This window comes from Arenibaculum sp., from assembly GCF_035998295.1.
Taxonomy (GTDB): domain Bacteria; phylum Pseudomonadota; class Alphaproteobacteria; order Azospirillales; family Azospirillaceae; genus DASYHS01.
In genome coordinates this window covers 1-12,394 of sequence record NZ_DASYHS010000178.1, presented here as the reverse complement: position 1 = coordinate 12,394, position 12,394 = coordinate 1, and the positions used below count along the sequence as shown (strand labels likewise).

Below are 12,394 nucleotides of genomic sequence, written 5' to 3'. Positions count from 1 at the left end.
GGCGCCCCCTCGTCGTCCAGTGCCGCAAGCCAGAAGGCGTTGTCAGGCCCGAGACGGCGGAACCGGCAGTCCACCGTCCGAATGATCGCGTCCCAGGTGCCGGCGGCTATCGCCCGCTCGTTCACCCGCAACAGATCGCCGAAGCCGTGGGACAGGTGGATGCGCACCCCCTGGTCGGCGGCACGGGCCAGCAGGACGTCCTGGGCGGCCGACAGAATGGGAGCATCCGGCCCGGTCGGTGCGGGCAGGACGACGAACGGCGAAGGCTGCATAGCGGTTCCACAATCAGTTGAATTGCTGATTCACTATATCAGCCGGTCCCCATTTGTGCCTCTTGCCGATTCCCGGCCTGCGGAGAATCCTGCCCGTCCTGCGAGGGCGACGAGGATCAAGGCGCATGACGGACACGACGACCGACAAGGGCGACCGCGTCACCAGCTCCGTGAACTTCGAGCGGCGCGACCTGGCGCTGTTGCGGCGCGTGGCGGTCGAGCGGGCCACCCTCTACGGCGGGCGCCCGTCCGTCTCGGACGTGATCGCGGACCTGGTCGAGCAGCATCGGGCCGAATTGGAGAGCGAGGCCCGGGGCGGCACCTGAGCGGCGCGGCGCATTCTTGTGAATGCCGGAACCGGCCGTCGGAAGCTGATCCGGCAACAGACTGAAGGTCCGCGCGAAAAATCGCCACCCCGGGTGATCGCGCGCTCCCGCCCCTGACCTGGAGCAGGGAGGTGGGGCAGGGCGGGGCAGGGAGCAACGCCCGGTAGTTATGCCTGCACCGGCATGTCGGACAACCCCATCGTGACACCAGCACGAAAAGCGAACGCGTGTTGCATCTCGTGTTGCATGGAACCGCCGGCAACGGATGGTAATACTAGGAATCCTGCGGGTTTCCGAAGCAACACCATGCAACACGTTTCGGAACGAAAAAGCCCCGCCGGAGCGGGGCTAAATCGTTGATCTGCTTGGCTTTTGGAGTGGTTGGGGGACTAGGATTCGAACCTAGGCTGGCGGAGTCAGAGTCCGCTGTCCTACCGCTAGACGATCCCCCATCAGGGCCCCTGCGTCCGGTGTTGGGCCGGTCCGCGTCGGGAGCGACCTTATAACAAGCCAGCAGGGGGTTCGGTCAAGTCCGAAGATGCTTTTTTGCGCAGCCGCGACGGCCGATCCGGCCCGGCGCATCGCCGAGCTTTCATCGGAGCCGGCGTCTGCGCTAATATTTCATGCGCGGCAATCGATTGGAACGGGACGGACGCAGACGGCGAAAGGAATTCAAGGTGACGTTCGAGGTGGCAGTGGAGCGGGATGGGGACGTGCGAGGCATGAGGCCGTTCGCCTGCCCCGAGCCGGTCTATGCCGCCCTCGACCTCGGCACCAACAACTGCCGGCTGCTGATCGCCCGCCCGGTCGCCGTCGGCAGCTTCCGCGTCATCGATGCGTTCTCGCGCATCGTGCGCCTCGGCGAAGGCGTCAGCCGGACCCGGCGCCTGTCCGAGTCGGCGATGCAGCGCACGCTGTCGGCGCTGCGGGTCTGCGGGGTGAAACTGGAGCGGCGCGGCGTCACGGTGATGCGCGCGGTCGCGACCGAGGCCTGCCGCCGGGCCGACAACTGCGGCGAGTTCGTCGACCGCGCCGAGCGCGAGACCGGCATCCGCATCGAGATCATCTCGGCCGAGGAGGAGGCGCGCCTCGCGGTGGCCGGCTGCGCGCCGCTGCTCGATCCGGCGACGCCCTACGCCCTCGTGTTCGACATCGGAGGCGGCTCGACCGAGCTGATGTGGCTCGCGATCGGGCGGGACGGGCGCCCGAGCCTGGTCGACGAGATATCGGTCCCGCACGGCGTCGTCGGCCTCGCCGAGCAGTACGGTGGGGACCGCGTCCCCGAGGAGACCTACCGCGCCATGGTCGCGGAAGTCACCGGCGCTCTCGCCGGCTTCGGGGATCGCAACGGCATCCGCGCCGCGGCATTGGCGGGCGGCATGCAGATGCTGGGCACCTCGGGCACGGTGACGACGCTCGCCGGCATCCATCTCGGCCTGCGCCGCTACGAGCGCGCCCTCGTCGACGGCACCTACCTGGAAGTCCGGCATGCCCGCGACGTGACGCGCCGGCTGCTCGACCTCGACTGCGCGGGCCGGGCGGCCTACCCCTGCATCGGCCATGACCGTGCCGACCTCGTCGTCGCCGGCTGCGCGATCCTGGACGCGATCACCGAGGCCTGGCCCGTCGACCGGATGCGCATCGCCGACCGCGGCCTGCGCGAGGGCATCCTGTCCGACCTGATCGAGGGCGGCCGCGCCTGACCTTCGCACCGTTTGGGCATCGTCGCAGGTGACGGCGGGGGTCGGGTTGCTATATGTACGCCCATGGCGAAGAAGACATCCGGCTCCGGGTCCCCGGGGCGCCAACTCGGCGTCCGCGTGAAGACCGCCCGCAAGCGCTCCCATTCCTCGACCCAGTGGCTGGAGCGGCAGCTCAACGATCCCTACGTGGCGGAGGCGAAGCGGCTCGGCTACCGCAGCCGCGCCGCGTTCAAGCTGATCCAGCTCGACGAGAAGTTCCGGCTGCTGGCGCCGGGCCGGCGGGTCGTCGACCTCGGCGCCGCGCCCGGCGGCTGGACGCAGGTCGCGGTCGAGCGGGTGAAGCCCGAATCGACCGGCGCCAAGGTCGTCGGCCTGGACATCCTGCCGATGGAGCCGGTCGCGGGGGCGACGCTGCTGGAGGCCGACTTCCTCGACCCGCAGGCGCCCGAACGGCTGCGCGACGCGCTCGGCGGGCGGGCCGACCTCGTCCTCTCCGACATGGCGGCGCCGACGACCGGCCATCCCAAGACCGACCATCTGCGCATCATGGCGCTGGCGGAGACCGCCTACGACTTCGCCGCCGAGGTGCTGGCCCCCGGCGGCGCCTTCGTGTGCAAGCTGTTCCAGGGCGGCGCCGACCGCGAGCTGCTGGACCGGCTGAAGCGCGACTTCGCGAGCGTGCGCCATGCCAAGCCCGCGGCGAGCCGCCCGGAATCCTCGGAAACCTACGTCGTCGCCCAGGGATTCCGGGGCGGTGCCAGGGAAGGCGAGGGGAGTGGCGAAGGGGCGTGACGACGCCCCGAACCCCGTCCTTCACACCGGCGCGGCACTGTGTATAGTGCGCAAATTTTTTTACCCAGGAGTACCGCCATGGCCCGCGACATCGAGCTTCGCGAAGCATTCACCTTCGACGACGTGCTGCTGGTCCCGGCCGAATCGTCGGTGCTGCCGGCGCAGGCCGACACGCGGACCCGGCTGACGCGGACCATCGAGCTGGGCATCCCGCTGCTCTCGGCGGCCATGGACACGGTGACGGAAAGCGGGCTGGCGATCGCGATGGCCCAGCTCGGCGGCATCGGGACGGTCCACCGCAACCTCGACATCGAGCGCCAGGCCGAGGAGGTGCGCAAGGTGAAGCGCTTCGAGTCCGGCATGGTCGTGAACCCGATCACCATCGCGCCCCAGGCGCGGCTGGCCGACGCGCTGAAGCTGATGGCGGACTACCGGATCAGCGGCATCCCCGTGACGGAGCAGCCCTCCGGCCGGCTGGTCGGCATCCTCACCAACCGGGACGTCCGCTTCGCCGACAACCCCGAGCAGCCCGTCCACGAGCTGATGACCAAGGAGCGGCTGGTCACCGTCCGCGAGGGGGTCGACAAGTCCGAGGCCAAGCGCCTGCTGCACCAGCACCGCATCGAGAAGCTCCTGGTCGTCGACGACGAGTTCCGCTGCATCGGCCTGATCACGGTCAAGGACATCGAGAAGGCGCAGACGTTCCCGAACGCCTGCAAGGACGAGAAGGGCCGGCTGCGCGTCGCGGCGGCGACCGGCACCGGCGACGACGGGCTGCGCCGCGCCGAGGCGCTGTTCGACGCCGAGGTGGACGTGCTGGTCGTCGACACCGCGCACGGCCACTCGCTGCGCGTCGTCGACCAGATCGCCCAGGTGCGCAAGCTGTCGAACTACACCCAGGTCGTCGCCGGCAACGTCGCGACCGCCGAAGCCGCCCGCGCCCTGATCGACGCCGGCGTCGACGCGGTCAAGGTCGGCATCGGCCCCGGCTCCATCTGCACCACCCGCATCGTGGCCGGCGTCGGCGTGCCGCAGCTCACCGCGATCATGGACGTCGTGGCGGAATGCCGCCGCCAGGGCATCCCGGTGATCGCCGACGGCGGCATCAAGTTCTCGGGCGACCTCGCGAAGGCGATCGCCGCCGGCGCCGACTGCGCGATGCTGGGCAGCCTGTTCGCCGGCACCGACGAGAGCCCCGGCGAGGTGGTCCTGTACCAGGGCCGCAGCTACAAGACCTATCGCGGCATGGGCTCGGTCGGCGCGATGGCGCGCGGCTCGGCCGACCGCTACTTCCAGCAGGAGGTGCGCGACACGATGAAGCTGGTGCCCGAGGGCGTCGAGGGACGCGTCCCCTACAAGGGGTCGGTCGCCGCCGTCGTCCACCAGCTCGTCGGCGGGCTGAAGGCGGCCATGGGGTATACCGGCTGCCGGACCATCGCCGAGATGCAGAGCCGTCCGCGCTTCGTGCGGATCACGAATGCCGGCCTGCGCGAGAGCCACGTCCACGACATCACCATCACGAACGAGGCCCCCAACTACCGCCAGGGCTGAGAACGGGGAAGCGAGCACGGGGAAGGAGGACGACATGACGGGCCGCTGGATCGACGTCGACGCCGCCGACGGGCACCGCGCCGCCGCATGGAGGGTGAACCCCGAGGGCACGCCCAAGGGGCTGGTGGTCGTCGCGCAGGAGATCTTCGGCGTCAACGGCCACATCCGGGACGTGGCGGGCCGCCTGGCCGCACTGGGCTGGGTCGCGGTCGCACCGGCCCTGTTCGACCGCTACGAGCGCGGCGTCGAACTCGGCTACGGGTCCGACGACGTCGCGCGGGGACGGGCGCTGAAGGCGAAGGCGGACCTCTCCGCGGCGCTGGCCGACGTCGCCGCCGCGCGCGCCGCGGTCCCGGACCTGCCGGCCGCGGTGGTCGGCTTCTGCTGGGGCGGGCTGGTCGCCTGGGCGGCCGCGTGCCGGCTGCCGGGCCTGGCGGCGGCGGTCAGCTACTACGGCGGCGGCATCGGCGCCCTTGCCGGGGAGCGGCCGCTGTGCCCGACGATGCTCCATTTCGGCGGGAAGGACACGGCGATCCCGCTGCACGAGGTCGAGGCGGTGCGCGCGGCGCATCCGGAGCTTCCGGTCCATCTCTACGATGCCGGCCACGGCTTTGCCTGCGACCAGCGCGCCTCCTACGACGAGGCGGCCGCCAAGCTCGCCTGGGCCAGGACGCTGGAATTCCTGGAGCGGACGGCCGCGCGCTAGAGCGGATTGAGGTTCATCCTGAACCTCAATCCGCTCCTAACCTATTGATTCTAGATCGGATTCACGCGGACGGGCGTTCACGCCCGCCCGCGATCCGATCTAGGCGCGTCCGCTCCGCCGCGGGCACGTCAGCCGCGGTGCGCCCCGAGGCACTCGCCGCGCCCGGCCGCCTCGATCCAGCCCTCGCGGACGACGACGTCCCGGCCGTCGAAGGCCGCATGGGCGTCCCATGGCAGCGCCAGCACGGGTATCGTCGGCCAGCCCATCTCGGCCGCGACCAGCACGCCCAGGACCAGGATGGCGTCCACCTCCTGCATCAGCAGCGCCGCGGGCGCCACGCCCCGATGCAGCAGTTCCAGCATCACCGAGCTGGACGAGGACGAGCCGCGGGTACGGCGCAGCGCCAGCACCGTCCCCGCGACCGGGCGGCCATGGGCGGCGCAGCGCGGGTCGGTGATGCGGCCCGTCTGCGGGTCGATGCCGCCCCAGAAGCTGAGCGGCTCGGCGACGCGCAGCAGCGGTCCCGTCGCCGTGCCGGGGACGATCACGCGGGCGGTCACGACCATGCCTCCTCGTCGCGCAGCACCCGGCCGGCCTCGGCGGAGGCGATGCAGTCCTCCAGGCTGCCGAAGACGGTGGCGTGGCCGGTGTTGGCGGGGCCGTAATGGGCGAACTTGCCGGAATTGGTCATCAGCACGCCTTCGGCCCGCGGCAGCACCGGCGCCACGACGACGCAGGTGTCGGCGACGATCGTGATGCCGGCCGCGCGGACGGGATCGAGCAGGCCGCGCCGCTCGGCCGTTTCCAGCACGCCGCGCCCGACGCAGGCGTAGAAGGGCACGCGCATGCTGCGCCCGGCGACCAGACCGGCGAGCCGGGCCAGTTCCCTCTCCGACAGGTGCGGGCTGCCGATCGCGACGGCATCGATCGAGCCGTCCGCCGCGGCGGTCGACAGCCGGTCGCGTGCCCCGCGCAGCATCGCGGAGGTGAGCTTGACCCGGCGCACCGGTCCGTCGCCGGCCACGGCGGCCAGGGTCGGCGCCTCGGGAGTGGAGCCGACGACATGGAACAGGGCGACGGCGCCGGTCGAGGCGGCGGCGGCGCCCATCGCCTTCAGCCGGTCCTCGGCGACGCCGGGCGGCAGGCCGTCGACCGCGGTGACGTCCGAGCCGGCCTCCGCGCCCAGCCAGGCGCCGAGCACGGGCCAGAACGTCTCCTCCCCGACGAGGCGGGGCGACAGGCCGGAGGCGTCGACGACGAGTGCTGCCTTGCGATTCGCGTCCAGGTGCAGGCCGACATGGGGCGCGCGGCCGCACAGGGCGGCCGAGACGTCGAGGAAATCGCCGAGCCGGTTGGTCCGCGCGCCGAGCACGGAGTTGGCGAAGGCGACGGCGTTCGATTCGCCCCAGGCGACGTGTTCGCCCAGGGCGGGCCGGTGGCCGGCCTGGTAGGGCGCGCAGGTCCAGGTCGGCCGGCAGCCGAGCGCCAGATGGGCGTCCATCAGGCGTCGCGCCATCGCGGCCCGGTGCGCGTCGAACCGCACCCGACCGGGATGGAGCAGGTCCAGCGCACCAACGTTCAAGGTCGCGGGCACGGCGGTGCGGCCGCCGGCCGCGACCAGCCTTTCCGCGAAGAGGACCCCGCCGTCGCCGTGGTAGAGGCAGCCGTCGATATGGGCGCTCGCCACCGGCACGAGCCGGTCGGCGCCCAGCAGCCGGCCGGCTTCGGCGACGATGCGGGTCGCGATGCCGAGCGCCTCGCCGTGCTCGCCGGCGGCCATCCGCCGTTCCTCGGCGGTCAGTTCCATCCGCCCTCTCCCAGGTTCCGATGCCGAACGGCGTGGATTTGTCGCCGGCTGTTACGATATGTCGGAAGCCGCAGCAACGACATCCGATTTCCGGGAAAGCGAAGACATGACACCGGGTGCGCGCCATCAGGCCGCCATAGAACTGCTGGACGAGGTCGCCGCCACCCCGCGCCCGGCCGACGCCGTGATCTCGGCCTATTTCCGCAGCCGCCGCTACATCGGCTCGAAGGACCGCTCCGCCGTGGCCGAGAAGGTCTACGCGGTGCTGCGCCGCCATGCGCGGCTGCGCTGGTGGCTGGAGCGGAACGGGCACGGCGCGGACGGCCGGGCCCTGGTGATCGCGGACGAGATCCTGGCCAATGGCAGGGCGGCGGACGCGGTGGCGAGGTCGTTCGACGGCGCCCGGTTCTCCCCGCCTCCCTTCACGCCTGCGGAGACCAGGCTCGCCCGCGCGCTGGAGACGCACACGCTCGAGCATCCGCACATGCCGGAGGAGACCCGCGCCGAGGTCCCGGACTGGGCGTCAGGCCCGTTGCGCGACGCGCTCGGCGACGCGTTCGCAGCCGAGGCGGCGGCCCTGCGCGAGCCGGCGCCTCTCGATCTGCGGGTGAACCCGGTGAAGGGCAGCCGGGAGCACGCGCTGGCGCTGCTGGCCGGCATGGGCGTCGAGGCGGAGGCGACGCGCTGGTCTCCGCTCGGCATCCGCGTGCGCGGCCGGCCGCCGGTCTCGACCAGCGAGCCGTTCCGCAACGGGCTGTTCGAGATCCAGGACGAGGGCTCGCAGCTCGTGGCGCTGCTTGCCGGCGCGCGGCCGGGGCAGCAGGTCGTGGACTTCTGCGCCGGCGCCGGCGGCAAGACGCTGGCGATGGCGGCGGCGATGGAGAACAAGGGCAGGGTGATCGCCTGCGACGTGCTGGCCCGCCGGCTGGAGCGCGCCGCGGAACGGTTCCGCCGCGCCGGCCTGCACAACATCGAGACGCGCGCGTTGAGCAGCGAGCGCGACCCCTGGGTCAAGCGCCACAAGGGCCGGTTCGACCGGGTGCTGGTGGACGCGCCCTGCTCGGGCACCGGCACCTGGCGGCGCAACCCCGACAGCCGGTGGCGCCCGCTGGGGCCGGGCCTGGGCGAGCTGGTGCCGTTGCAGGAGGGCATCCTCGACAGCGCGGCGCGGCTGGTGAAGCCGGGCGGCCGCCTCGTCTACGCCACCTGCTCGCTGCTGCCCGAGGAGAACGACCGCCGGGTCGAGGCGTTCCTGGCCGCCCATCCCGAGTTCACGGTCGTGCCGATGCCGCTGGCCTGGGCGGAGACGATCGGGACCGAGCCGCCGGGCGCCGGGCCCTACCTCGCCCTGACGCCCGCGCGGCACGAGACCGACGGCTTCTTCGCGGCCGTGCTGGAGCGCGCGGCGTGAGCGCGCTGGTCCGGCCGGCCCGCGTGAAGGACGACGCGGCGATCGCGCAAGTCCATGTGGAGGGGTGGCGGGAGACCTATCCCGGGATTGTCCCGGCCCGGGTGCTGGACCGGCTCGACACCGAGAGCCGCCGCCTCTACTGGCGTTCGGCGATGGTGAGCGGGCGGATGGCCGAGGCGGTGTTCGTGGCCGAGGTCGACGGCGTCGTCGCGGGGTTCGGCGTCTGCGGCCGCGAGCAGATCGGGCTGCGGGACTACGACGGCGAGTTCCACGCGCTCTATCTCCTGCGCCGCGCCCAGGGACGGGGCCTCGGGACCCGGCTGATGGCGGCGATGGCGCGCTCGCTCGCGGACCGGGGGATGGCGGCCGCGACGGTGTGGGCGCTGCAGGACAATTGGCGGGCGAGGCGCTTCTATGAGAAGATGGGCGGTCGACTGATTGCCGACCGTCCGCTTGACTTCGACGGAACCCGTGTCATGGAAGTCGCATACGGCTGGACCGACGTGAGCCCGGTGGCCCGCCTGGCCGCACCGGGCGCGGCCGGGAGATGAGGCCCCGATGCCGGGCGTGATCCGGCCGGCCCGGCCGCGCGATGCCGCCGGCATTGCCGACGTGCACGTCGCGAGCTGGCGGACCACGTATCCGGGAATGCTGCCGGCGCGCTATCTCCTCGGCATGTCGCGGCAATCTTCGTACGACCGGTGGCAGCGCACGCTGTCCAGCCCGAACACGGCCGCGGGGACCTATGTCGCGTTCGACGCCCGGGCGGGGGTGGTCGGATTCGGCAGCTGCGGCCAGCAGCGCTCCTCGATCGAGGGCTTCGGCGGCGAGTTCTTCGCGATCTATCTCTACGACCACGCGCAGGGCAGGGGGTTCGGGCGGCGCCTGATGGCGGCGATGGCCGAGGACCTGATCGACCGCGGAATGAACTCCGCCGTCGTGTGGGTGCTCAGCACCAACCCGTCGCGCTGGTTCTACGAACGCCTGGGCGGCGTGCGCATCGCCGAGCAGGAGATCGACTTCGCAAAATCCTCGGTGGTCGAGACCGCCTATGGCTGGCGCGACCTGGCGCCGCTGGCCCGCCTCTCCGCCGACCCGCCGGTCGGGTGAGACGGACGTTCGGGTCTTCCTGTACACGGCCCGCCCGGTGCGCTAAACCTCGCGCTTTCCCCGCTCCCCCACGCATTCCGGAGCCGCGCCGATGGCCACCGACCTCACCGCAGACCGCATCCTGATCCTCGATTTCGGCTCGCAGGTGACGCAGCTGATCGCCCGCCGGCTGCGCGAGAGCGGCGTCTACTGCGAGATCCACCCCTTCAGCCTCGCCGAGGACCGGATACGGGAGTTCCAGCCGCGCGGCATCATCCTGTCCGGCAGCCCCTGCTCGGTCACCGAGGAGAACGCGCCGCGCGCGCCCGACGCGGTGTTCGGGATGGGCGTTCCGGTGCTGGGCATCTGCTACGGCCAGCAGACCATGTGCGCGCAGCTCGGCGGGCGGGTCGAGGGGTCGGACCACCGGGAGTTCGGGCGCGCCTTCATCGAGGTGAAGGAGCCCAGCACGCTGTTCGACGGCATGTGGGAGCCGGGCCGGCGCGAACAGGTGTGGATGAGCCATGGCGACCGGGTGACGGCGCTGCCGGACGGGTTCCGAGTGGTGGCCGTCAGCGACGGCGCGCCGTTTGCGGCGATCGCCGACGACGCGCGGCGGTTCTACGGGGTCCAGTTCCATCCCGAGGTCGTGCACACGCCGCATGGTGCTGCGCTGCTGCGCAACTTCACGCACCGGGTCGCCGGCTGCAGCGGCTCCTGGACCATGGCGGCGTTCCGCCAGGAGGAGGTCGCGCGCATCCGCGCCAAGGTCGGCGGGGGCAAGGTGATCTGCGGGCTGTCGGGCGGCGTCGACAGCTCGGTCGCGGCGATCCTGCTGCATGAGGCGATCGGCGAGCAGCTGACCTGCATCTTCGTCGACACCGGCCTGATGCGCACGGGCGAGGCGGAGCAGGTGGTGACGCTGTTCCGCGACCACTACAACATCCCGCTGGTCCATCGCGACGCGTCGGAGCTGTTCCTCGGCAAGCTCGCCGGGGTCACCGACCCCGAGCGCAAGCGCAAGATCATCGGCGCGACCTTCATCGACGTCTTCGACGAGGAGGCGCACCGGATCGGCGGGGCGGAGTTCCTGGCCCAGGGGACGCTGTATCCCGACGTGATCGAGAGCGTCAGCTTCACCGGCGGGCCGTCGGTGACGATCAAGTCGCACCACAATGTCGGCGGCCTGCCGGATCGGATGAAGCTGAAGCTGGTCGAGCCGCTGCGCGAGCTGTTCAAGGACGAGGTGCGCCGCCTCGGCCGCGAGCTCGGCCTGCCGGATGCCTTCATCGGGCGCCATCCGTTCCCGGGCCCGGGCCTGGCGATCCGCATCCCGGGCGAGGTGACGCCGGAGAAGCTGGCGATCCTGCGCAAGGCCGACACGATCTACCTGGAGGAGATCCGCAACGCCGGCCTGTACGACGCGATCTGGCAGGCCTTCGCGGTGCTGCTGCCGGTGCGCACGGTCGGCGTGATGGGGGACAGCCGCTCCTACGACTACGCCTGCGCGCTGCGCGCCGTCACCTCGATCGACGGCATGACGGCGGACTACTATCCCTTCGACCACGAGTTCCTCGGCCGCGTGGCGACCAGGATCATCAACGAGGTGAAGGGGATCAACCGGGTGACGTACGACATCACCAGCAAGCCGCCGGGGACGATCGAGTGGGAGTAGGGGAGCGGCGGCAATGGCGTGGTGAGGCGGCAGGTTTCGCTGCCCGCTGCAGCGCTTGCGCTCGCACAATTTTAGCTGGCACGATCAATCCAGTCTTGGGGTACGAGGCCTTTTCCTCTCCACCGCGCAACAACCGCATCGGCAAACCAGGGCTCTCGCAAATCGGCATGATCGGCAACTATCACTTGAAAGCCGGGCGAGAGTTCCTCACCTACATCAGAAATCAACTTAAATAGCTTGTAGACCGCTTCCCGGTCTTCGTCGGTCAGTACCGTGACATCGCCGTCACGATCCTGCTCAGGCGGATAGTGAGCCTGAGAAGGCTGATCGAAAAACAGGAACGCAGGAACAGGTCGGTGCCTCTGCCTGAACCAGCGGTGGAGCGCGAGGTGGGCAAGAACATGGTAGCCGACCCAGTTCTCCCCGCTCCCCATCCGCTGTAGGGGTACGGGACCGTCAAGTGTATCGGCAACGACTCCCAGCTGCCGGATATCGAGGCGCAAGCGGCTGCCGCTGTGCTCAAGATCGAGCTTCTCGGAATCTCGGGTCATGAACTCCCCGATGATGTTGAGGATTGATGATAGCCGATCAGCTATATCCTCGGGATCGAGGAGCGCTTCGAGCGTCTGGACACGCTTTCTGGCGCTCTCGAGCTCATCACGGGAAAACACCGAGGCAGTCGGAGGCGGCAATGTTTCCAGGAAGTACGTGATGCGGCCCAGCGTTCGCGCCAATCTTATCTGATTGTCCTGCTCCGACCGAAAACTATCCTCCTGTTGGAGGAGGCCATCGATCTGGGCCTGGTTCCGTTTAAGTGCTTGCTCGATATTGCTGAGCTTAGTCGCCAATTCAGCCTGCGCTACCTGGAGCCGCGGCACTTCCCTGCGCACCTGTCCAAGCTGCTGATCTAGCTCCCTGAGGGAACTCTGCATTTCGCTTACCGCAGGTATATCGATACCAGTTGAACCGCACAGCGCGCATGTTGTGGCGTCAAATTCCGCAGCAAGGCCCAAGGTTGCAAGACGCGCACGTTGCTCGTCGCCCTCGGCAGCGAACTCGCCG

Annotated in this window: 12 protein-coding genes, 1 tRNA gene and 1 pseudogene; 9 read left to right on the top strand and 5 right to left on the bottom strand. The window is 70.5% G+C overall.

The annotated features are described in order from the left end of the window. Positions 1 to 272, bottom strand: a pseudogene (locus VGO20_RS18040) (hypothetical protein); the annotation flags it as partial. A 125-nt stretch (positions 273 to 397) separates the two neighbouring features. Between VGO20_RS18040 and VGO20_RS18035 the strand changes: the two are divergent. Then, complete coding sequence (locus VGO20_RS18035) at positions 398 to 598, top strand: hypothetical protein (protein WP_327503761.1); 201 nt, start codon at positions 398 to 400, stop codon at positions 596 to 598. Between the two features lie 378 nt (positions 599 to 976). On the opposite strand, the gene VGO20_RS18030 is transcribed toward VGO20_RS18035, so the two are convergent. After that, a tRNA-Gln gene (locus tag VGO20_RS18030) sits at positions 977 to 1,050 on the bottom strand. Positions 1,051 to 1,320: 270 nt separating this feature from the next. On the opposite strand from VGO20_RS18030, the gene VGO20_RS18025 reads away from it, so the two are divergent. From VGO20_RS18025 to VGO20_RS18010, 4 genes are all read left to right on the top strand, one after another. Next, positions 1,321 to 2,301 (top strand): Ppx/GppA phosphatase family protein, encoded by a 981-nt coding sequence (locus tag VGO20_RS18025; protein ID WP_327503760.1) that lies wholly within the window; start codon positions 1,321 to 1,323, stop codon positions 2,299 to 2,301. Positions 2,302 to 2,364: 63 nt separating this feature from the next. Continuing rightward, positions 2,365 to 3,093 (top strand): RlmE family RNA methyltransferase, encoded by a 729-nt coding sequence (locus tag VGO20_RS18020; protein WP_327503759.1) that lies wholly within the window; start codon positions 2,365 to 2,367, stop codon positions 3,091 to 3,093. A gap of 78 nt (positions 3,094 to 3,171) precedes the next feature. Beyond that, positions 3,172 to 4,644: an IMP dehydrogenase gene (gene guaB / locus VGO20_RS18015; RefSeq protein ID WP_327503758.1), complete on the top strand. Its 1,473-nt coding sequence runs from the start codon at positions 3,172 to 3,174 to the stop codon at positions 4,642 to 4,644. 34 nt (positions 4,645 to 4,678) lie between these two features. Continuing rightward, on the top strand, positions 4,679 to 5,350 hold the full coding sequence (locus VGO20_RS18010) for a dienelactone hydrolase family protein (protein ID WP_327503757.1): 672 nt from the start codon (positions 4,679 to 4,681) through the stop codon (positions 5,348 to 5,350). Positions 5,351 to 5,478: 128 nt separating this feature from the next. On the opposite strand, the gene VGO20_RS18005 is transcribed toward VGO20_RS18010, so the two are convergent. Beyond that, positions 5,479 to 5,910 (bottom strand): aconitase X swivel domain-containing protein, encoded by a 432-nt coding sequence (locus tag VGO20_RS18005; RefSeq protein ID WP_327503756.1) that lies wholly within the window; start codon positions 5,908 to 5,910, stop codon positions 5,479 to 5,481. Next, entirely contained in the window at positions 5,907 to 7,157 is a 1,251-nt protein-coding gene (locus tag VGO20_RS18000) for an aconitase X catalytic domain-containing protein (protein ID WP_327503755.1), read from the bottom strand. Before VGO20_RS18000 ends, VGO20_RS18005 begins: the two co-directional genes overlap by 4 nt. Positions 7,158 to 7,263: 106 nt before the next feature. Here VGO20_RS18000 and VGO20_RS17995 point away from each other — a divergent pair, with 106 nt between their 5' ends. From VGO20_RS17995 to guaA, 4 genes are all read left to right on the top strand, one after another. Further along, positions 7,264 to 8,568 carry an RsmB/NOP family class I SAM-dependent RNA methyltransferase gene (locus tag VGO20_RS17995; protein WP_327503754.1) on the top strand — a complete coding sequence of 435 codons (1,305 nt, stop codon included), beginning with the start codon at positions 7,264 to 7,266 and terminating at the stop codon, positions 8,566 to 8,568. Further along, a complete protein-coding gene (locus tag VGO20_RS17990) occupies positions 8,565 to 9,119 on the top strand; it encodes a GNAT family N-acetyltransferase (RefSeq protein WP_327503753.1) in 555 nt (184 codons plus the stop codon). The genes VGO20_RS17995 and VGO20_RS17990 overlap by 4 nt, the downstream gene beginning before the upstream one ends. A gap of 7 nt (positions 9,120 to 9,126) precedes the next feature. Further along, positions 9,127 to 9,678, top strand: coding sequence for a GNAT family N-acetyltransferase (locus VGO20_RS17985; protein ID WP_327503752.1), 552 nt, complete (start codon positions 9,127 to 9,129; stop codon positions 9,676 to 9,678). A 91-nt stretch (positions 9,679 to 9,769) separates the two neighbouring features. After that, positions 9,770 to 11,332, top strand: coding sequence for a glutamine-hydrolyzing GMP synthase (gene guaA / locus VGO20_RS17980; protein ID WP_327503751.1), 1,563 nt, complete (start codon positions 9,770 to 9,772; stop codon positions 11,330 to 11,332). Positions 11,333 to 11,403: 71 nt separating this feature from the next. On the opposite strand, the gene VGO20_RS17975 is transcribed toward guaA, so the two are convergent. After that, positions 11,404 to 12,394, bottom strand: a 991-nt coding sequence (locus VGO20_RS17975; RefSeq protein WP_327503750.1) for a DUF3732 domain-containing protein, incomplete at its 5' end; no start/stop codon positions are given.